A 21,479-nucleotide genomic window follows, 5' to 3' on the forward strand; every position below is an offset into this window, starting at 1 on the left:
TTAATATTATGTTTTTAACTCCTCCGGCAGGTCTTCTGACTTATCTCTCCCTCGTATCGCCTTCCCACACCGGTGTTCGATGCAGTGGCATTATGTACGGATTCTTTGAGAATTACAGCAGCGGGTACTGTCGCCGATTTGCACGGCGTTCCCTTATCACTAAACCTCTTTTTAGTACCGGAATTGGATACAAAGATAATGGATATATTGATAGGTTCGCTTGGTTTGAATAATTAATTTCGGGAAACTTTTCTTTGTGTCTGATACAGAAAGTTTTCCGTTTTGGAAAACTTTTAGCTATTTCTTTTTTATAAAATCATCCAAATAGCGATGATATGCCCAATGCTTCCCAAGAGGACGAAGAGGTGAAAAACCGAGTGCATATAGGGCTTACGTAGTGAATAAAAGGCTGCACCGACAATGTAGGCGGCTCCTCCACCAATGAGCCACCAGAAAGAAGCCGTGGCATGAATGGCCGATAAGCAATCGAGTAGCGGCTTCATGGCTACTAAAATAGAACCACCCATGGCTACGTAGCAAACCGTTTCGAGATTACTGTGCTCTTTCAATCGGGTGAAACTCAAAATGAATCCGACGATTGCCGACAGCCATACGAAAGCAAAAATGCTCCATCCCCACGCGCCGGCATGGCGCATCACTAATAGCGTAAAGGGAGTGTACGTGCCTGCAATATGTAAATAAATTGCTCCATGATCAAATTTACGAAGCAGCTCCTTTCGAGGGCCCGGACGGCTAGCGTGATACCAAGTCGAACAGAGGTAGGAGGAGAGCATCCCTGCCAGATAAATAGAAACACAAGCTACTGCCCAATACGGGGTGTTTCCTATGGCAGCTTTATAGATAAGAATGATTCCGGCTATCACGCCAAGTATAATGCCTCCTGCGTGGCTTAGGGTATTGGCTAGCTCTTCGCCCCGAGAGTATCTATGATTGACTTTCTTCACGAGTTGTATGGTCTTTGTTATTTTAAAAGGTTGTAAAGGTACGTCAATATTCGGAAATCATTTCTTATTCTTTCTTTAAAAATCGAAATCTTTCATTTGCTATCAGGATTGCAAGCCTTGATCGGTCAAATAAAAGCTGTAATCAAGAGGTGAAAAAGGTGTAGAGCTTTTTGAAAAAGCCCGCGGGAAAAATAAAAAAGTCGGCGGCCTTTTTGAAAAACGCCACCGACTTTTGTTCAAAGGACAAGAACATCTACAAATATCTATTATTTATCCTTACTTAGATATATGGTGAGCTTTATTGAAATTGTAGGCTGTTGGCTATGCATTGATATCTCGATAATAGGGTAGAGAAAGTTGCCAGAGAGATAAGTCTCTTGCTAAGAATAACTGATTAGGAATGTAAAAGATGCGTATTAACCAGGAAAAATAAAAACAGGACTCTGTATATTTAATATTTTGAATATAAGTGTTTTATATTGTTTTTTAGGGGTTGTGAAGATTTGCTTTTCCTTGTTTACAAAAGTACTATTTTAAAGGTCTGTTAAATACGTAGTTAATACACCAAAGAATACGTATTCATCTATATCAAAACTACGTATTGTTGTATATTGAAAAATAGGGGAAAGAAACAATGCTTAACACTATTAAAAGATCTGTTGCTATTTAATAAAGGAAGATTCGACCATAAGTGCTTTTTACCATTTATGGGAACCTTCCATCTATTTATTAAACGATTAGTCTATTACACTCTGTATTTCTTGTATTATTTTACATCGCGTATACAACGTACTTGCCATGAGTTTCCTTTATCTTGAAGTGAAAGTCCTACACCAGAAGAAAGATTGCTACCGATAAATGCTCGGTTTCTATTTGCTAGATCCAAAGCTAGGTTATAGGTATAGTCGGAAGCACACCATATTGGATTTGGACCTATTACATTTAAACGCGACATTAACTGTAATTCTCTTTGGTTAGGCATACGCCAAGTTCCTTTATCAGATTGGTTTACAGTGTCTTCAAAGTAGTCACGACAGCTCTTTGCGGGATTGGCTGTTCCTCTAATAGCTGTCCAGGTAAAAGATTCTCCTCCCCATAGAAGTGCCGAAGCTACTTGAAATTTACTTGCAGGTATATTTTCCGGTGATCTCTCTGTGTGATTGGGGTATTGTCCTTGAAAGTAGTCTGTTGTCGTATTACGATAATTTTCACTTTTTATTCGGCTATCTGTCAAAGCAGGATCTACTAGAGAAACAGTGCGGGTAGCGGCTGTGTATGTAACAATATCTGCTGGCTGTTCATCAACTGTGCCATGAAGGTTTCGCATACAGCGTGTGTAGAATTTATCTCGTGCAAGCTTGCCATATGATCCATTTGGCGGCATCGGTAGCCATGCATTATTAACCGGGCCGCTAAGCGGACCGACAGAAGTCCCCTCTTTAGACCAGAGTACTTTAGGATTGCTGCGCTCACTTGCCGAGTTTGCTGTACTAGTCATATAGAGGACATAAGGTAACCGACCGAGTAGGGTATAATATTCAGGAAGACGATACATCTGATCTTCGCGCATAATTGAAGAGGAACCATACCAGATATTAATCAGTTGATTAACAGCAGGCGCATACCAACGCACCTCATCTTTATCAATAAACCCGTTACCATTCAGATCGCGATTACGTGCCATACAGGCATATCGGGCTGTATTTTGTGTGGTTCCGGCTGGTTTGGGTGCAATAATTCCATTTTTCACTAATAGATTCGTTCCTCCTCCATAGATTTGTGCAGGGTCTTTTATAGCTGTGGAATTAATATAATTGTCCCATCGTCTGACGGGGGCTTGCGTCCAGGCTGCTGTACGAGGATCTCCGGTAATTAATTCCCAGTCAAGGCAAGAGTTTTTCCATCCGTCATTGAAATCTGTATTCCCTTTATTTGAAGCTGTCTCATCGCTGTATGTTTCTCCCCAGTTTTCATCCATCACTTCAAAGCCTGCAGCTTTTGTTGAGAGTTTTTCGTCATAGATTGTTCGAATAGATTTTTGTCGTATTATAATAATATTATCGAAAAGAGAACTTTCTTTGTCAGGACTATCATAACGTGTAACGCCGACCATTAACTCTCTGTCGGGTTTGTTAACAAACTCTTTCCAGCTAATTGGAGCTCCTGTTATAGGATGTTGTTCATAATAATATTCATTAACGAAGGCTGTGAAAAAAGCATAGTCTTTACCATCGTTAGGATCGGTGAAATAAAAGCCGGGTGTATTATTTATATGGGCATTTTTCATCGTATTATGAACCGTAGTAATACTCATGAGTAAGTCATTATTCTTACCTGGATATGCTTGGGGGGTTATTCGAGATGCATTATCTGTGTTAGAGTTCTTAAGAAATGTTACCCATCCAATATCATCCTTTCCTGATATGTCAAACGGAGTCTTAACTGAATAGAAGGACTCTAGCGAATTAGCACTCGTAACAGATTCTCTCGGTAATTTTATGACACACGTAACATAGTGAGCATCGAACATATAAGTCGTCTTCGCCTTTATTACCGTCCCCGTAGCGTTGGGTGATGGCTCTATAGATGCATCTGTGGCTTGTGCTTCTGTCGTAATATCATTTACTCCGTTTATGGTAACAGTATATTGATAGTAGTTATTGCGTAGACAGTTGAAATCATTCGGATTAGAATTGATATATCCTAAATGTATAACGTAAGAAACTTCTGCGATAACTGAAGCACCATTACCCTCAGCTTTTTCATAACGTCCTTTTATGATGATATACGTTGCATTTTTATCTGCATGTACATAATCACCATTCAGAACAGGATTAGTCCCGGTCTTCGTTTGTTTTTCTCTAAGTTTATAGGCTGCGTTGCCCGTTTCTGATATGGCTAATTTAGGTCCTTTCCGGTTTTCATATTGATAATAGACGAATGTATTGCCTGTTCCTTCAAAAGTTCTATTCTCTGTATCGAAGAAATCGCTATCTGCTGTCACATTGCCATCAACAGATGTTGTATTTTCTGTTAGTTTAACTTTGCGAGGCACTCGCATTACTCTCCATGATGTGGGGGTAAAACTAATACCTGCACCAGAATTGATGGTAAATCTTATTTTTGAGCATACACGTTTTAATTGCAGATTAATATTATTTGCTCCTGCCTGAATCGTGGATGAGGTTGAACCGGACATAAGAAACTTGCCATCGACTCGGAGAATTGTGTTTATCCCATCTTTATATCCGACAATTATCTCTGCTAGCTGTTGCTTATTTGTGATATTGTCCAATGTGCTTTTCGCTATGTTGGCAATTGGTTGCTTATCATCTATGTTAGCGATAGCGTATATTGTTTTCTCTCCTGAAGTAGTATTTACAGTCACCCATCCAGTCGTATTATTCCCTTCAACTTTTCCCTGTAGAGCATTATAGTCAAAAAAGCCTTTTCCGGAGATTGTGCCGTCGGCATTAAATACAAGTACATAGAGATTGTGTACTTTGTTTTCCTCTGTCTCAGATGTTTCGGCACGAGTCAGTGTCTCTATAGGAAAAGAACCAGTATTAAACGTTATTTTCAGTTGTGCCTGCTGTCCTTCTATGACGTGACACAATTCTTCCGTACAAGAGGCTAATAGCGAGACCAATAATATGATATGTATAAGTTTAAATGATTTCATCAGAGAGCGTTTATGTATGTTATAACTAATTGAATGCCGGTATTGAAATAGATTGTGATGTCCATGGAATTACTTGATAAGTAATTTTCATTTCATAGTCAGTTATAATCGCTACTATGCGATAAAGATTGTTTTTTTTAAGAGAAAATTTATCGGTAGTGCTTAGTGAGCCATCTCCAATATTAGACTCGAATGTTTTAGCTATCCCATCGATGGTTACGTCTAGTTTTATTCTAGTTGATTTTGTTGGATCTACCTCAGAATAAACACTAGCATAAGAATAGAAAGAGCCTTTTGCGTTCGTGTTTATCAGAGTGCTATAATCGAAAGGAACCATCGCTTCCTGATTAATGGTAATAGGCATTCCCTGTAACTCCTTATTTTCTGCTAAAGGTATTTCGGGCATAAGATTGATTGTTGGACCATACGTAATATTGCTCCGCTTCTGTTGGTTGACAAGTGTGACTTTGTTTAAAACCACATTTTTTGTACTCATTCCCATACCTTTGTAGGGATGTAAATCGATACGCGCTGTCATTCGAACTGGACTTATAGAGATATATTGTGATTCGGCTCCCGCATCTATTGTCTGGACAAGCTTCCCTACCATTAACAGCCCATCCGTAGAGGGGTTAAAAAGAGCATTTTCAGCCACAAGAGCATCTAGTTGATTGCGCTGAGTTGTATTAGCAAGAGGATAATTAAATGTTACTCCATGATAATTAACCAGAACATACACCGTTTTAGTACCTGGAAAAAGTGAAACTTCTTTATCCCAATCATATATGGGATGAGTAGGAGATGTTGTAGTAATCCCTGTCTGAAAGAAGCTCCATTCCGCGACTTGGTTATTGTTATTAAATATATAGATAGCAATGCTTTTTATTTTGTCGTCATTATAAAGAGCTTGAGGGTCAGAAGCTCTTGTATTCACTCCTAAGTTAACCGTAATACGCTCGTTTAATATTGTATGTTCTTTGTCACAACTGATTGTAAGTACCGTCAAAGCGATGTATAGAGCGTATATTATTCCTTTATATATATGATTTATTCTATCCATTCTATTTTAATATTAATATTCCGGTATTACATTAATTTCGTTCCATTGCTCTATCGTGACACCTATCCATATATTTTTGAGGAATGCAATTACTATTTCCAGTGGTGCTTCGTTATTTTCATTCAGATTAATACCATGTTCCTTTAAATAATCTTCTAATGTAGTCTTAAATATCGTTTCACCGATATCGTTTTTTAATATAATCGTAATCTGATCAAAGCGTCGATCGATGATATTGGATGAAAACAAATAAGGATTAATATCTGTGTTACCTTTCATATAGTAAGTTTCTGGTTTACCAAAGGGCTCACCATCTAAACCTTTTTTTGATAAGACCCCTTGCAACTCTATACTCATACCCTTAGGAAGGTCGGCTTGCATGCTCTTAATTAGTATATTCAACTTAATATGAGATTTCTTAAACGGAAGAATGAAATCCTCTGAGGTCGGAAAATCTGGGGTTGTAACCTCTATACGCCCTAAATAGATAGGGTCAATTCCACTTTTTTTCTCACTTTCAGATAAGGCGGTAATATAAAAATCATTTAGGTTAAGACGTGATAAGTCTGAAGTCGGATAAATAGCGGAATGTGAAAAAATATTGCCAACTGCTACGAGGGTGTATTTTTTGTTTGAAAGCAAACTGAGCTTCACCGTATTGTCAAAGTATTCTTGTGCGGAGACTTCTCTAACTTCAATAAAAGCACCGTTGGAATCAAATATATAAAGTAATATCTTTTTTATCTTATCATATAGAAGGTTTTCACCCTGATTCTTATATTCAAAGTGTATGTATATTGATGAAGGGCAATCTGAATTATCTTCATTGATATTACACGATACGATAGTCAGGAACAGCAAAATTCCTGAAATACATCCATAAGTATATTGATAAACTGCTTTCATTGGTCTTGTCTTAAACCTCCAAAGAGAAACATGTCTCTTTGGAGGAATATATCAATAATCGATTAAAACGTCGGAGTCACATTTACAACTGTCCAAGGAGTAATAGATACACCGACCCAAACAGACTTTTGAATGACATCTACATCTTCGGTAATGTTGTTTACATCAATTCCGTTTTCTCCCGAAAGATCTAATTTATAAACATTATTAGCAGTAAGACTAGCTACCGAAGTTCCATTGCTCTTAAAGCCTCTGATAACTATATAGTATTTCTTTGTAGCATCATCACCATAGTTTACGTTTCCAGTCAACTTGATGTTAGAAAGCTTTAATACCATAATCGGTGTAGCCGCTGCAGCAAGTTGAAATCCGGCAATATTGCTGCTTGTAAATGTGATCGGAGAGATTAGATTTCTCATGTTTTTATCGGTACCGCTATAAGTTCCGTCACTCTCTGTATAATATGCTGTATTCAGTGTCTGTCCAGCATCTGCAGTAATGTTCGAATAATCAACCAAACTTCCTGCAGTACTTCCTAATGTTATAGTTTGATGTAGCTTTTTTATGAATACTCCGTCAATGGTAAAAGAGCTAATCTGACTACCTGTTTTGGGAGTGACATTGGTCACTTCGACTCTTGCTACCAAGGGGGATACGATTACATTTGCATACAAATCAGCTGCCTGTGCATTAGGACCAAAACCAGCTGTCACTGCATCTGCTGTAAGTATATCTTTTCCATACATGGTGATCGTACCGGTTGAATTTGCGTCCGCTGCTTCAGCTTTTGTATTCATATCATTAATTTGAAGAACAGCGGCATTTAACTCTGCAATTGTTTTATTAACGACGGCAAGGTTGGTGATTGCAGTTGTACTATTCAATACTACATAAACATGAGTGGCTGCAGTAGGAACTTTAATTGTATATCCCTTGTTACCATTTGTGCTAGACATTAGTTGAGTCAAGTCGGATCCTGTAAGGGGTTTTGCAAATACAATAGTAGATGTGTTATCGTTTCCATTTGTGAAGATTACTAAGGCATTTTTGACGAGATTTACTGTTGCTGCTGTGACGGGGGATTCTAAAGAACGTGTTCCCATATTGCCATTAGAAATCTGAATGGTAACATTTTTTTCTGTTCGAATGTTCTCTGGTATCACGGTGTCACTACTGTTACAAGCAACTAACCCCAATGTGATAATTCCAATTAAAAAAAAGTAATTTAGTCTCATAATTAAAAAGTGTTTTTAGATTGTTAATACTATTAATATCTCCAATGGTTCATAGCGCCTGACAAATAGTCTATACTACTGAAGTTTGCAAATATTTTAGTGTTTTAAATTGGGGCGCAAAGATTGTGATTTTAATATTTAAATTCTTTATCATTAAAGGACATTTATTTTTCAAATGAGGTCTCCTTGCTATATTTTTTATATGCCATAAACAAATTGATCCATATATCTAGATGGCATAAATATCCACCACGGAGTAAACTTAGTTCTTTCCAGATTGAAAGTGGGTTGGTTATGATGAATGATTTCTAAAATAATTGAGTTTAGGAACATCTTGATTATACATAGTTGGGTGGTTTATAGGAGGCTTCAGGCTAGGCTTTCAGCTTTTTCATGCTGATAATAAAACATCTTAGTAGAAAAAGGTTGTCTCATTTTGATAAAAAAATGTCTCTTTCTGATAATGAGTGTGCTATTTCTATTCATCATATTTGCAAACAATTTTAGGAATACTTTTGAAGTATATGTAGATATAGAAAACACTTGTATTAAAAAAAAAAGGAGTTCATAGAGTTTGACAAGAAACGACAAAATGGTGTATCATAATTATGCTTATTATGCTTAATTAGAGATTTCTATGTAGTTTGTATGATTTTGTATATTTTTAATTAATCTTTTAAAAACATGAAAGTAAAAACGAAAGCAATTTGCTTGTTATCAGCCTTATTGGTTGTGGGGAATGGTGTTATCGAAGCTCAGACATCGACAACATCCGATAAATACAAAGTAGAGACCAATTCCTTTTGGGATAATTGGTTTATACAAGTCGGCGGAGGCGGACAGGTTTATTTTGGTGATGGTGATAGTCAAGGAAGTTTCGGCAAGCGTATTGCCCCTGCGCTTGATATCGCTGTTGGTAAATGGTTTACTCCCGGATTAGGACTTCGCTTGGAGTATAGCGGTTTACAAATCAAAGGCTTCGGTTATATTCCGGGTAGTTATGCTACAGGTGCCAGAAATGCCAAAGGTGCGTATGCCCAGCAGTGGGATGTAGCACATTTGCATGGCGATATCTTATTTAATGTTTCCAATGTGCTTTTTGGGTATAATGAAAAGCGCGTGTACAATTTCATTCCTTATGTAGGTGTGGGCGTGATGCACTCTTGGGACAAACCTAAGACGAACGAACTGGCGGCTACCGTGGGTTTAATCAATCAGTTCCGCCTTTCGTCGGCCTTTTCGTTAAACCTCGAGGCCAGAGGTACATTGCTGCACGATCGTTTCGATTCTGAAGTAGGTGGTAATGGTAAGGAAGGCTTACTTGCAGTGACTGCGGGTCTTACCTATCGTTTCAAACAGCGTGGATGGACTTCGGGCGGCAAGGTGGTATCCACAGGTATCAGCGAAGAAGAGATGCGTCGTGTTCGTGAGCAACTGGCAGCTGCCGATAGAGAAAAACAGGCGCTACAGACTGCTTTGGATGAAGCTCGCAGAAAGCCGGCTCAAACAATTGTGGAGAAAGAATTTGTAGGCACGTCTCGCATTATCATCTTCCCATTGGGTAAGAGTACGTTGAGTAAGCAAGGACGGGTGAATCTGGAATATTATGCTAAGGCTATAAAGAACGCTCCGGCCGATAAGGTATTTACGATTGTGGGCTATGCCGACAATAAGACCGGTAGTGATGCCATCAATATGCGTTTGAGCAAGGAACGTGCAGAGGCTGTTCGTGATGTCTTGGTGAAAGAATTCGGTGTTAATCCTTCTCAGTTACGGATTGAGTACAAGGGCGGAGTTGATAATATGTTCTACGATGATGCAGCGCTTAGTAGAGCGGTAATTGTCGATTAAGATCGCTATGAAAAAAGGAAAGGAACACTTTTTATTTTTAAAGTGTTCCTTTCAAAATAAAAATAATGCTTAGCCAATAGGGGGAAATCTATAAAAGAACGTTTTCTATATAAATTAAAGATTAATGAGTATTTGTTGAATCATTTTCGCTGTATTAAATTTAAATCACACTCTATGGGACGATTCGATTTGCAAGAGCATCTTTCTTGTTCCTACTATGTAAAAACGATGGACGAGGGGTTTCGCTATTTTAATGGAAAAATGGGCGAATCAATGACAACTAAAAGAACAATTTCTAATCAGATTATATTTATTATAGAAGGAGAACTTGAAATAACTTATGGAACATTTGCCGCCGTAAAGGGATGCTCTGGACAAATGTTTTTTATTCCGCGATATACCTCTTTGGAGTATACTATTATCAAAGAAGGGCTTTTTATTGTGGCTTCCTACAATACTGTTACACATTTTTGTATTACTACCGCTATTTCAGCCTTGTCAAAGACGATACATCAGGTTGCATATGAGTTTAAACCGTTTGAAATCAAGGAGACTTTGGCTTCTTTTCTTAACCTATTATATGTGTATATTCTCGATGGTGTAAACTGTCGGCACATACATGACATAAAAATTGAGGAGCTTTTCTTTATTTTTAAAGTGTATTATAAAAAAGAAGAGTTGGCTGCTTTTCTATACCCTATGGTGGGCACTTCGCTTGACTTTAGAAATAAGGTTTTTAATTACTCAAGTTTCGGATTTAGGCTGACATCCTAATTCTAGACATAAAAAAAGCTTTGAGACTTTCCGTAAATCTCGGAAATTTAGTAAATTAGCAGTGACCAAACAACTAATTAACCATTCTCAAAGCCATGAGCAAAATTACTAAAATTCCGTCAGAAATCCGCAATATTTTGAGTGAAAAACGCCGTTGCTCTGTGATGGACTCATTTTCAGGACTGTTAGAGTCTCTTCATCTTGACAGCCGTTGTCTTGGAGGGAACAAACGTGAAAACTGTCAGTTGACCAATCTTCAGCTGTTTCAGATTCTTGTCCTGATGCCGTTTTTCGCCATAAAAGGTTTTTCCCATTATCCTGATTCGGCTTTAAGTCGAATGTTCGGCGGCAAGAAGGATGTCTTGTATTCGTTTATGTCACATGATAATATCAACTGGCGCAATCTGATATACCGCATTGTTGTCAAGCTGATAGCCAAAGTGACTAACCGTCAGGATTTCAAGAAGAGTCATCTTCCTGTAGTACTCATCGCTGATGACTCTGACTTGCCTAAAACCGGAATGCGTATGGAGTCTATCGGCAAGATATTCTCACATGTTCATCAGAAATGTATTCTTGGGTATAAAGCGCTTATGCTGTGCTGGAGTGACGGGCGCACCCAGTTTATGCTTGACTCATCTCTGCATGGAGAGAAAGGCAAGGTAGAGGGTAAGGAACAGGGGTTAAGCGCAAAGCAACGACAGAACCGTTATAATAGGAAACGAGATGAGAACTCCCATGTGGCCAAACGTAAAGAGGAATATTTCATGAGTAAGGGAAAGAAACTCATTGAAATGGTCAGACGCGCCATCAAAGCAAAGATTCCTTTTGAATATCTGCTTGTTGACAGTTGGTTCACTTGTTCCGGGCTTGTCGATTTCGTATACAACAGTCATAAGAAGTTTCACTTGTTAGGGATGGCAAAGATGGGTAATACCAAATATCTCACCAAAAAGTGGGGTGAACTGACGGCAAAAGCCATAATCAGTAAGCTGCTGGGCTCTAAATCTGTGATATACAGTAGACGGTACCGTTGCCACTATGCGTCGGTGGACGTGATGCTCGGTGGGCGCAAGGTGCGGCTGTTCTTCTGTCGCAGAGGAAAGAGAGAGGGATGGAAAATATTGCTGACAACCAATGTAAAACTTGATTTCTTGCGGGCATATGAAATCTATGCAATGCGTTGGGCTATTGAGGTTTTCTTTGCCGATAGCAAGCGATTGCTTAATCTTGCAGGATGCTCGGCAAGAGACTTTTCCTCGCAGATAGCGCACGTATCACTGGTTATGATACGCTACAATTTGCTTGCCTCGGTAAAAAGGAGTCTGGACTACGAAACAATCGGTGGGTTGTTCAACGATATTTTTGCCGGAGTACACGAACTGACTGTTATGGAGAAGATATGGGCAATCATATTAGAAGTAGTGGCAGTCGTGGCTGAACTCACAGGGGCTGATGAAGAGCAACTGATGATACAGATCATAGAAAATGACAGACGACTTGCAGCACTCCGAGCGTACGCTCAAACGGCTTGATTTCTAAATCCGAAACTTGAGTTAATTATTGTCATCAATCAGGAACGGTACGTGAATTAGCTGAGTTATGTGGAATCTCTTTAAAGACATTCAACAGACAGTTTGTGGCAGAGTTTGGAGAAGCACCGTCTTTATGGATGCAGAAGCGTCTGATCGAAGACATTAAATACAGACTGGCCGATAAACGTATTCCTTTGAAAGAACTCGTTGAAGAGTTTAATTTATCTTCTGTATCTCATTTGGTTAGGCTCTGCAAAAAGTATTTAGGAGAAACCCCAGGAGAGTTTAGGCGGAACTTAGGAAACGATATGAAGTGAATTCACTAAAAGAAGTATCGTTCCTTTTATTGATAAATAAATGTCTTTAAATGATAATCGCCATAAGTAACAAACTTGTCATCTTTGTAAAGTGACTTAGTGATAAGAATCATACTTTTTAAAATAAACACACTCATACACAAAAGAAATTATAGAATACATACATAATGAAGAGATTATTTATACTATTGTTGTTTGTAGGTATGCTTTATCAAGGAATATATAGTCAGCATGTGGGGATAAAGAGTAATCTGCTCTACGATGCTACTACTACGTTGAATCTTGGAGTCGAATATCGTCTGTCTTCTCGATGGAGTCTCGACTTTTCAGGGAACTACAATCCTTGGAGTTTTTCAGCTAATAAAAAATGGAAACATTGGTTGATTCAGCCCGAATTGCGCTATTGGAAAAATGAAGTGTTCAGAGGACATTTTTTTGCCGTACATGCATTGGGAACCCAGTTTAATGTGAGTAATGTACATCTTCCTTTCGGTATATATGAAGGTCTTCAATCTAACCGTTATCAAGGTTGGGCAGTTGGTGCAGGTTTAGGTTATGGTTATGCGTGGAACTTGAATTGCAACTGGAACATAGAAGCAGAGGTAGGAGTAGGGTATGTTTATGCGGATTATAAAAGATATTTATGCACAAAATGTGGACAACAAACAGGTGCTGGAGCAAAGCATTATTTAGGTCCCACTAAGTTGGCAGTTAATTTGGTATATGTCATTGGAGGGCGCGAGCGCTGTTCTTCTAAAAAAAGTCGTGAGGCAGAAATGTTATATGATCAACAGTTGGACAAAGAGGCTGAAGAACGTGATAGAAGAAAGGCTGAGGAACAGGAAAAATCTCGCTTAATGACAGAGCCTACTTTACCTAATGAGGTAGCGATAGATAAATCGGTAAAATCAATCACTGAAAATAAGAACGGAGAATTCAGAATTCATTTTATTGTAGGTCGTACGCTTGTCCTGAAAGATTTTGAAGATAATGCCACTGAACTCAATAAGCTAAAACAATTGCTTGATGAACTCACAAAGAACTCCAAAGTAACCATTACTCGTATTCGTTTGGATGGCTATTCGTCAATCGAGGGAACGGTAATACTTAATAAACAGTTGGCGCAAGATCGTGTAGAGAAAGTACGTGAATATATACGGCAAAATGAATTAGCACAACTTTCGAATTGCATTATCACAGCGCATGGTGAAGATTGGGAGGGTTTGGTTTCTTTGATTAAGCAGGATACCAATATGGCTCATGCGAGTAAAGTTCTTCGGATCATTGAACAGACGGACATCATGAAAGGAAGAGAAAAGCAGTTGATGGAACTTGCGGCCGGTGTGCCTTATCGTTACATGGCAGAACATATGTTTCCTCAACTGCGTCGGGTGGAATGTCTAATTGAATACCAAATAGAAAAATAAAATAGCTTCAAATAAAAGTTACTTATTGGAATAATAAAAATAGATTTTTTTAGAAGCCTTGTCTTGCTTAATTGCGAAATATCAGAGTTTAACAAAAATGAGGAAGCTATGCTATCATTAAACGTAATTGGAGAGATACAGATTTTATCTGTTTTAGATGCTAAGTGTCCGATTAATACGATGGATGGGGATAAACGTGCCACACTTTCGCTCAAAGAATTAAAAGCAAAGTGCACGATCGATCTTACTCATTTTCGTATAGCATTGGTTCTCTTGCTTCAGTCTAAATATATCGGGAAGAACTCTTATTATCCGATTAAGTATTTCCTCCTAAAACCTTTGGAAAATATCTCTCTTTATGATTTGATCAAGGTTTTCCATTCGGGTTTGGTGATCGGTGATAAGAATGTATTGAATACGCTATATAGTGGCTTGAACGAAGAATGGTCTTCACTAGTTTATATGGATGAGCAATTATCGCTAAGTTTTAGCTATCAGCTTCGTCAAATAAAGCTGTCACATTTTAAACAAATGCGAAATGAAGAAAGCGTATCTTCGATTCTCAATGCTCTTAATCCCTTTTTTGTCTATTGTTTGAGAGCTCCTGAAGATGATCGCGAAGGGTAATCTCTTTAACCCCACAATAAAAATAAAAGAGAAAGTTAAGGTATAATTAGAAGACAGCGTATGCTTTGATGTGAATCACGACTACGCTACTGTTTGTTTAGTTTATGTAATCACATTCTTGGCTGGTGAAGCAAGGGGTGTGATTACATTTTTTTATACCGCGTGATCGATCCGCTTTTCGCAGTCGTCCGGCAGAAAATCAACAACGGTATTTTTAGTATTAATATGTTTAGCCCGGCTATTGCTTCATAAAAGCAATAGCCGGGCTAAACATATTAATACTGTATAAGGATACTTCCTTCTTCAGCACTTTTTATAATGGCTTATATCTCTTATTTTGTACCGTTGAACGAAGTGTAGATAACCTCTAATTTCAATTTGTTCTCCTTATTTTCAGGATTAAGACCATCTTTCCCACCTTTCAATTTTGCATAGCCCGGTTTCAGATCATTCTGTATGCTGATAACTTGGGGAGGGTTGGTCGAGGTGTTAAACTGAATAACAACAGGAATCAAAGCTACTTTGTTCCAAGACGGGTTTTCTTTCAACCATTCGTCTTCGTCCCATGCTACTCCGGCCTTTTTGCGAGCTTCTTCTTTTTCTGCCAAACAAGCAGATACTAGTTTGGTTATATTCGGGAAAACATATTGATTGGTTCCTAGACTGTTGTGTTGAGAATAATAGGAAGTTATATTGTCTGTTATTTCATTCTTCTCAAAGAACGTTTCTTTATCTTTTTCACGTACCAATAATACATGGGTTGGCGCACTCATGCTGAATTCATACTTATTATAATCATTGGTTTGATTATAATTTGTAAAGGCCAGTTTTACTGCATTAATTGTATCTTTACTTAGTTGCGTCTCAATTTCCTTCAGAGGTAAGCTTGCTTGTGTGTAAATGCCGGCAGGTGTTTTCAAATATGTCCATTGTGTCTCTTCCTGGCGTTCTTTGATAAGGTTCTTATCGCTCTTGAATTGATTTGCCTGGATTATTTCTTTTGTCGCAACAAACAAACGTCTGCCATAAGCTGTCGAGTCTTTAAGATTTCCCTGCTCATCTTTTTCGTATTTTTTCTTCAGTACTTTCGTATTGGTACTATCTTTTACATAAACTTCATAAGCAATGTTTAGTTCAATCTGATCTACATATAAAACGCTACCGTCGCCGTAATCGCTTTTTACATAAATACCTTTGAAAATTTTCTGGAAATCAGCATTGCTAAGTCCATCTTTACCAGCATCTTTACAGGCTTTATATATCTTGTTTCCAAGACTTTTAGGAAGAGGTACTCGTACAGATGGATAAAATTCCTTCAATTTACGGATTGAATCGCTGATAGACAAATCTACGGCACTATAAGCTTTCCGACCGAGTAAACCGGTTGAGGCATTATAGTATTCGGCAGGATCAATATTGGTATAAAGTGCTGCGTCTTTATTCAAATCTTTGTCAAGCTCGTACACGCTCATTCGGCAAGCGTTCAGAGAATCTCCAAAATAGGTGGAATAAGAAAGAACCAACTCAGCCAGATAAATTTCATCCTTTACCATAACTCCGGTAGGATTCTCTGCGCTATATATAGTTGGGAAAGTCATGTTTTCCGTGCAATGCAATTGAGTCAGAAAGCCGGCTTCGTAAAAGCCGAAATACGGATCGGTAAACTTACCAACATATCCGATGCTTGTTTTGGCAAACACTTTTCCGGAGAGTTCGGATTGGGTTGTTACATCAAAGGTTGTTAAATGTCCTTTGATATTCTGATCGCTGTCCGGAAACATATTTAAGCCCAGCGAACCGGTGTTGTCATCACATCCGAAGATAGTAAGAGCGATTAACGCTGCCCATGCATATTTTAGTTTCATGATCGTTGTTTCTTAGTTCAACTGTTTATTTTTGTTCTGTTTCCCACACCTTATCATAAAACTCGTTACAAGCTTCTGCATAAGTATCGGGAGTTTGATAGTCGAGTACCAGTTTGCCCGATTCACGGGCGTAATTCATAACTTCTTCGTTTACCTTTTCGCTGTTCTGTATAACACCGTCCGAATAATCGACGGCCAGTTTGCAAAGGGCAGCAAAATCTGCCGGTTCTTTCAATGAAGCTACGTCTTTTTTTGAAATACCTTTTAGCAATAACTTCGTAGAAAAATCATCACTAAGGGTACTTTTGAAATCGTCTTCGTAAAGTGAAAAGACTACTTTTGCATCACGGAATGAAGGTTCATCTTTATATGCTTTCTTTATATAAAGTGGTGCCAAAGCGGTCATCCAACCATGGCAGTGAATAACATCCGGACACCAGCGAAGCTTTTTCACTGTTTCTAAAACACCTCTTGCATAGAAAATAGCGCGACTGTCATTGTCGTCGTATTCCACACCGTTCTCATCGCATGTTTGTAGTCTGTTTTGAAAATAATCATCATTATCAATGAAATATACCTGCATACGTGCAGATTGAATGGAAGCTACTTTTATAATTAGCGGGTGATCCGTATCGTCAATAATCAAATTCATACCAGATAAACGTATTACCTCATGTAGTTGATTTCTTCGTTCATTGATGTTTCCCCATTTGGGCATAAAAGTACGGATTTCTCTGCCTTTTTCCTGAATGGCTTGTGGTAAGTTTCTACCAATGTTAGCCATTTCAGATTCTGAAACGTAGGGAGTAATCTCCTGAGTAATAAATAAAACCTTGTTCGCCTTTGTCATAATGCACTCGTTCTCGTAAATATTCTGCAAAGATACAAAAAAAAACGGGCATTAAACAGCATAATCTTTCTTTATATGGTAAATATTAGTTTATTTTGCAGAGTTTTTGCAAACAACGAAGAATCATAAACCTATTTAAGAATAATGGAAGTAATACATACCATCAAAGATCTACAGGCTGAGCTTTCGGCATTGAAGATCTTGGGTAAGAAAGTGGGGCTGGTACCTACCATGGGCGCATTGCACACAGGACATGCATCGCTTGTGAAACGTAGCGTTAGTGAGAATGAAGTAACGGTTGTAAGTGTTTTTGTGAACCCTACTCAGTTTAATGATAAAAATGATCTGGAGAAATATCCCCGTACCTTAAAAGCCGATTGTCAGTTGCTGGAATCGTGTGGTGCCAACTTTGTTTTTGCACCCTCGGTCGAAGAAATGTATCCGCAGCCAGATACCCGTGAGTTTACTTATGCTCCTTTGGATACAGTCATGGAAGGAGCTTTCCGTCCCGGCCATTTTAACGGAGTTTGTCAAATTGTTAGTAAATTGTTCGATGCCGTACGTCCCGATCGGGCTTACTTTGGCGAGAAAGATTTTCAACAATTGGCAATTATTCGTGAGATGGTTCGGCAGATGCAATTAAAGATTGAAATCGTCGGTTGTCCGATTATCCGTGAAGTAGACGGATTGGCTATGAGTAGTCGCAATGCCCGTCTGTCCAAAGAAGAACGTGAAAATGCATTAAATATATCTCGAACTTTATTTAAAAGTCGTACCTTTGCTGCCACTCACGCGGTGAGTGAAACACAGAAAATGGTAGAAGATGCTATTGATGCTGCACCGGGATTGCGCCTTGAGTATTTCGAAATCGTAGACGGAAATACCTTGCAGAAGATTGGTAGCTGGGATGAAACATCGTATGTGGTAGGCTGTATAACAGTATTCTGTGGCGATGTTCGACTGATTGATAATATAAAATACAAAGAGATTTAAACTAAAAAAAGACCAATCCTTATGATGATTGAAGTGTTGAAGTCAAAAATCCATTGTGCTCGTGTGACAGAGGCTAATCTCAACTACATGGGTAGTATTACGATTGATGAGGACTTGCTAGATGCTGCAAATATGATTGCAGGTGAAAAAGTATACATTGTCGATAATAATAACGGTGAACGTTTTGAGACGTACATAATTAAAGGAGAGCGCGGTTCCGGTAAAATATGTCTTAACGGTGCTGCCGCCCGTAAGGTTCAACCGGATGATATCGTTATCATTATGTCTTATGCGTTATTGGATTTTGAAGAAGCTAAACTATTTAAACCTTCGGTGATATTTCCCGACCCGGCTACAAATAGTGTGGTGAAGTAGAAAGAATGAATGTTTATAGAATAAAAAAAGAATCCCGTTTACAAATCGTAAACGGGATTCTTTTTTTATCTAACCAGCTGTATTCTTAGCCTTTTAACTGCTCATTCATTGCAGCAGCAGCTTTACGTCCATCTCCCATAGCGAGAATAACAGTAGCACCTCCACGAACAATATCTCCACCTGCATAAATAGTAGGTATCGATGATTGCATCTGTTCGTTGACCGTGATGGTTCCTCTGCGACTAACTTCAAGCCCTTTTATTGAGCTGGGAACGATCGGGTTTGGAGACACACCTACACTGACAATTGCCAAATCAATATCAATTGTTTCGGTAGCGCCCGGAATGGCAATCGGACTGCGACGACCCGAAGCATCGGGTTCGCCAAGCTCCATCTTTTGCAATACAACTTGCTTAACGCGTCCTTGCTCATCTGCCAGATATTCGATCGGGTTGTGCAGTGTCAAGAATTCGATTCCTTCTTCTTTGGCATGTTTTACTTCTTCCAAACGAGCAGGCATTTCTTCTTCCGAACGACGATAGATAATCATGGCGCGTTCGGCACCAAGGCGTCTTGCCGTACGTACGGAGTCCATGGCTGTATTGCCGCCACCAATCACAGCTACATTCTTACCGAAAGAGACCGGGGTATCTGAATCGGGGCTGGCAGCATCCATCAGGTTCACACGAGTGAGGTATTCGTTGGATGACATGATGTTGATCGAGTTCTCTCCCGGAATATTCATGAAGTTAGGAAGACCCGCTCCCGAAGCTACAAATACTCCTTTGAATCCCTCTGCTTCCAGATCCTCCACACCGATTGTTTTTCCTACAATACAGTCTTTGATGAACTTAACACCCATCTGCGCCAGATTTCCTATCTCAACATCTACAATTTTGTTGGGTAGGCGGAACTCGGGAATTCCGTATTTCAATACACCACCAATCTCGTGCAATGCTTCAAATACTGTTACGTCATATCCGTACTTTGCCATGTCGCCGGCAAATGATAGTCCGGCAGGACCAGAGCCGATAACAGCTACTTTGATTCCATTCTTTTCGGCAATGGTCGGTACGGAAATCTGTCCGCTTTCGCGTTCGTAATCAGCAGTAAAGCGTTCCAAGTGACCAATAGCAACAGCCTCTTTATTCATTTTTAAATGAATACATTTGGCTTCGCACTGCTTTTCCTGCGGACATACACGGCCGCATACAGCCGGCAGGGCACTTGTTTCTTTTAAGGTTTTAGCAGCTTCCAAGAACTCGCCACGCTCGATGTTCTTGATGAAACGAGGAATATCGATACCTACCGGACAGCCTTCCATGCAACCGGGATTGGCGCAATCCAGACAGCGTTTGGCTTCGGTCATGGCTTGTTCCTTCGTCAGTCCCTGATTCACTTCTTCTTTACGGCTGTGCGAACGGTATTCCGCATCTAGCTCGTTCATGTGGCAGCGTTCGATATTTGAGCGCTCTTTAGCCTTTATCGATTTACGTAATTCTTCGCGCCAAGGTGCGTTACGACTGTTCTCGTCGTTTTCTTTGACAGCTTCGCAATGCTCCTCGAGTTTGGTCATCTCTTCGCGTTCGATGCTTTTGAAAGCACCCATACGCTTCAACATTTCGTCGAAATCTACCTGATGTCCATCGAACTCCGGACCATCTACACAAACAAATTTAGTTTTTCCACCGATGGTTATACGACAAGCTCCGCACATACCCGTACCATCTACCATAATGGTATTCAATGAAACGTCGGTTGGAATTTCATATTTTTTTGTCAGTAAGCAAACGAACTTCATCATGATGGCCGGACCGATGGCAAAGCATTTGTCTACTTTTTCGCGTTTAAGAACCTCTTCTACACCTTCCGTAACCAATCCTTTTTGTCCGTACGAACCATCATCTGTCATAATGATTACATCGTCCGAGCTTTCACGAATTTCCTTTTCAAGAATGATTAAATCTTTGCTGCGGCCTGCCAAAACGGAGATTACCCGGTTGCCGGCTGCTTTCAAAGCTTGTACAATGGGGAGCATCGGTGCAGTACCTACGCCACCGGCTGCACAAATTACGGTACCGAAGTTTTCAATGTGAGTAGCTTGTCCCAAAGGGCCTACTACGTCAGTGATATAGTCTCCTACCTTCAATTCGCACAGGCGTGTCGATGATAATCCCACCTCCTGTACAACGAGGGTAATTGTTCCTTTTTTAACGTCGGCACCGGCAATAGTCAGCGGCATACGTTCTCCTTTATCGCCCACACGGACGATTACAAAATGACCTGCTTTACGTGATTTCGCAATCAACGGGGCCTCAATCTCCAGTTTAAATACTTTCTCTGAGAAATGTTCCTTGCTAATGATTTTGTTCATTATATAATTAATTTGTTAGATAGATTACGCAACTACTATCAGAATGATATTTTCACAAAGATATGGCTATTTTGGGAAATATAAAAGAAAAGTAATAAATCTCCCGAAAAAGTATTTAAATGATGATCAATTACTGTTATTTAGTTCTGATTTTGTATCCGGCTATTCCGTGAGTAAACAATAAACAAGAAGCAAGGCAAATAAATCCAGTAAGCATTTTGTGCTCCGGCCATCTCTTTGAATAAGCCAAACAGGGTAGGCATTACTGCGCCACCTACCATAGCCATGATAAGAAGCGATGATCCTGCTTTGGTCAATTGACTTAAATCGGCCATTACCAAAGACCATAGAGCAGGTCACATCAGGGAATAGCCCAATGCCAATAATGCCAGGCAATAAATAGAAAGATCGGCTGGTGTAAGAACAACCGGCAACGAGCCAACAATGGCAACGGTCGAACCAATTTTCAATGCTGTAGCTTGGCTAATGTATTTAGGACTAAAGATGATACTTTATCGTTGAAGTCTTCACCGGCAGCTTTTACTTCGGGTAGCGGAGATATCAGCGAGATAAGTCCAAGTACAATAAAGATAGCGATAATTACGTAGAAAGGTAGAAACAAATATAAGAAACGAGTTAATAC

General features: G+C 39.2%; 16 protein-coding genes, 1 pseudogene and 1 riboswitch. Of the genes and pseudogenes, 8 read left to right on the forward strand and 9 right to left on the reverse strand.

Going from position 1 to position 21,479, the window contains the following annotated elements:
* Positions 1-8: 8 nt before the first annotated feature.
* Positions 9-197, reverse strand: a riboswitch (cobalamin riboswitch).
* Between the two features lie 111 nt (positions 198-308).
* From trhA to TY03_RS14775, 5 genes are all read right to left on the reverse strand, one after another.
* Positions 309-965 (reverse strand): PAQR family membrane homeostasis protein TrhA, encoded by a 657-nt coding sequence (gene trhA, locus TY03_RS14755; protein ID WP_148335671.1) that lies wholly within the window; start codon positions 963-965, stop codon positions 309-311.
* Positions 966-1,731: 766 nt separating this feature from the next.
* Complete coding sequence (locus TY03_RS14760) at positions 1,732-4,647, reverse strand: fimbrial protein (RefSeq protein WP_042371264.1); 2,916 nt, start codon at positions 4,645-4,647, stop codon at positions 1,732-1,734.
* A 25-nt stretch (positions 4,648-4,672) separates the two neighbouring features.
* Positions 4,673-5,707, reverse strand: coding sequence for a fimbrial protein (locus TY03_RS14765; protein ID WP_042371267.1), 1,035 nt, complete (start codon positions 5,705-5,707; stop codon positions 4,673-4,675).
* A 12-nt stretch (positions 5,708-5,719) separates the two neighbouring features.
* On the reverse strand, positions 5,720-6,613 hold the full coding sequence (locus TY03_RS14770; RefSeq protein WP_042371268.1) for a FimB/Mfa2 family fimbrial subunit: 894 nt from the start codon (positions 6,611-6,613) through the stop codon (positions 5,720-5,722).
* A gap of 62 nt (positions 6,614-6,675) precedes the next feature.
* A complete protein-coding gene (locus TY03_RS14775) occupies positions 6,676-7,848 on the reverse strand; it encodes a hypothetical protein (RefSeq protein WP_042371270.1) in 1,173 nt (390 codons plus the stop codon).
* Positions 7,849-8,532: 684 nt separating this feature from the next.
* Between TY03_RS14775 and TY03_RS14780 the strand changes: the two genes are divergently transcribed.
* The 6 genes from TY03_RS14780 to TY03_RS14805 all read left to right on the forward strand — a co-directional run bounded on the left by TY03_RS14780 (position 8,533) and on the right by TY03_RS14805 (position 14,379).
* Positions 8,533-9,699 carry an OmpA family protein gene (locus TY03_RS14780; protein ID WP_042371272.1) on the forward strand — a complete coding sequence of 389 codons (1,167 nt, stop codon included), beginning with the start codon at positions 8,533-8,535 and terminating at the stop codon, positions 9,697-9,699.
* A 174-nt stretch (positions 9,700-9,873) separates the two neighbouring features.
* Complete coding sequence (locus tag TY03_RS14785) at positions 9,874-10,473, forward strand: hypothetical protein (RefSeq protein WP_148335672.1); 600 nt, start codon at positions 9,874-9,876, stop codon at positions 10,471-10,473.
* Positions 10,474-10,568: 95 nt separating this feature from the next.
* Positions 10,569-12,008 (forward strand): IS4 family transposase, encoded by a 1,440-nt coding sequence (locus TY03_RS14790; protein ID WP_042366734.1) that lies wholly within the window; start codon positions 10,569-10,571, stop codon positions 12,006-12,008.
* Positions 12,009-12,112: 104 nt separating this feature from the next.
* Positions 12,113-12,325, forward strand: coding sequence for a helix-turn-helix domain-containing protein (locus tag TY03_RS21535; RefSeq protein ID WP_074434186.1), 213 nt, complete (start codon positions 12,113-12,115; stop codon positions 12,323-12,325).
* 167 nt (positions 12,326-12,492) lie between these two features.
* Positions 12,493-13,752 carry a DUF3575 domain-containing protein gene (locus tag TY03_RS23120; protein WP_081713109.1) on the forward strand — a complete coding sequence of 420 codons (1,260 nt, stop codon included), beginning with the start codon at positions 12,493-12,495 and terminating at the stop codon, positions 13,750-13,752.
* Between the two features lie 108 nt (positions 13,753-13,860).
* Entirely contained in the window at positions 13,861-14,379 is a 519-nt protein-coding gene (locus tag TY03_RS14805) for a hypothetical protein (RefSeq protein ID WP_148335673.1), read from the forward strand.
* Between the two features lie 332 nt (positions 14,380-14,711).
* Here the strand turns inward: TY03_RS14805 and TY03_RS14810 are convergent, their stop codons facing one another.
* Positions 14,712-16,244 carry a DUF4270 domain-containing protein gene (locus tag TY03_RS14810; protein WP_042371277.1) on the reverse strand — a complete coding sequence of 511 codons (1,533 nt, stop codon included), beginning with the start codon at positions 16,242-16,244 and terminating at the stop codon, positions 14,712-14,714.
* Positions 16,245-16,269: 25 nt separating this feature from the next.
* A complete protein-coding gene (locus tag TY03_RS14815; protein WP_042371281.1) occupies positions 16,270-17,094 on the reverse strand; it encodes a glycogen/starch synthase in 825 nt (274 codons plus the stop codon).
* Between the two features lie 144 nt (positions 17,095-17,238).
* Between TY03_RS14815 and panC the strand changes: the two genes are divergently transcribed.
* Together panC and panD are read left to right on the forward strand one after the other, a co-directional pair.
* On the forward strand, positions 17,239-18,087 hold the full coding sequence (gene panC, locus TY03_RS14820; RefSeq protein WP_042371284.1) for a pantoate--beta-alanine ligase: 849 nt from the start codon (positions 17,239-17,241) through the stop codon (positions 18,085-18,087).
* 21 nt (positions 18,088-18,108) lie between these two features.
* Positions 18,109-18,462, forward strand: a complete 354-nt coding sequence (gene panD / locus TY03_RS14825) for an aspartate 1-decarboxylase (protein ID WP_042371286.1) — start codon at positions 18,109-18,111, stop codon at positions 18,460-18,462.
* Between the two features lie 85 nt (positions 18,463-18,547).
* On the opposite strand, the gene TY03_RS14830 is transcribed toward panD, so the two are convergent.
* Together TY03_RS14830 and TY03_RS22225 are read right to left on the reverse strand one after the other, a co-directional pair.
* Positions 18,548-20,836, reverse strand: coding sequence for a bifunctional dihydroorotate dehydrogenase B NAD binding subunit/NADPH-dependent glutamate synthase (locus TY03_RS14830; RefSeq protein ID WP_042371288.1), 2,289 nt, complete (start codon positions 20,834-20,836; stop codon positions 18,548-18,550).
* A gap of 136 nt (positions 20,837-20,972) precedes the next feature.
* Positions 20,973-21,458 (reverse strand): annotated as a pseudogene (locus TY03_RS22225) (hypothetical protein); the annotation flags it as partial.
* Between the last annotated feature and the right edge of the window lie 21 nt (positions 21,459-21,479).

Source organism: Bacteroides neonati (assembly GCF_000499785.1).
In the GTDB taxonomy this organism is placed as follows: Bacteria; Bacteroidota; Bacteroidia; order Bacteroidales; family Bacteroidaceae; genus Bacteroides; species Bacteroides neonati.

Coding starts and splice junctions, on each gene's coding strand:
- TY03_RS14760 (WP_042371264.1), bottom strand. CDS start 4,647: ATGAAATCATTTAAACTTATACATATCATATTATTGGTCTCGCTATTA.
- TY03_RS14765 (WP_042371267.1), bottom strand. CDS start 5,707: ATGGATAGAATAAATCATATATATAAAGGAATAATATACGCTCTATAC.
- TY03_RS14770 (WP_042371268.1), bottom strand. CDS start 6,613: ATGAAAGCAGTTTATCAATATACTTATGGATGTATTTCAGGAATTTTG.
- TY03_RS14775 (WP_042371270.1), bottom strand. CDS start 7,848: ATGAGACTAAATTACTTTTTTTTAATTGGAATTATCACATTGGGGTTA.
- TY03_RS14780 (WP_042371272.1), top strand. CDS start 8,533: ATGAAAGTAAAAACGAAAGCAATTTGCTTGTTATCAGCCTTATTGGTT.
- TY03_RS14785 (WP_148335672.1), top strand. CDS start 9,874: ATGGGACGATTCGATTTGCAAGAGCATCTTTCTTGTTCCTACTATGTA.
- TY03_RS14790 (WP_042366734.1), top strand. CDS start 10,569: ATGAGCAAAATTACTAAAATTCCGTCAGAAATCCGCAATATTTTGAGT.
- TY03_RS23120 (WP_081713109.1), top strand. CDS start 12,493: ATGAAGAGATTATTTATACTATTGTTGTTTGTAGGTATGCTTTATCAA.
- TY03_RS14805 (WP_148335673.1), top strand. CDS start 13,861: ATGCTATCATTAAACGTAATTGGAGAGATACAGATTTTATCTGTTTTA.
- TY03_RS14810 (WP_042371277.1), bottom strand. CDS start 16,244: ATGAAACTAAAATATGCATGGGCAGCGTTAATCGCTCTTACTATCTTC.
- TY03_RS14815 (WP_042371281.1), bottom strand. CDS start 17,094: ATGACAAAGGCGAACAAGGTTTTATTTATTACTCAGGAGATTACTCCC.
- panC (WP_042371284.1), top strand. CDS start 17,239: ATGGAAGTAATACATACCATCAAAGATCTACAGGCTGAGCTTTCGGCA.
- panD (WP_042371286.1), top strand. CDS start 18,109: ATGATGATTGAAGTGTTGAAGTCAAAAATCCATTGTGCTCGTGTGACA.
- TY03_RS14830 (WP_042371288.1), bottom strand. CDS start 20,836: ATGAACAAAATCATTAGCAAGGAACATTTCTCAGAGAAAGTATTTAAA.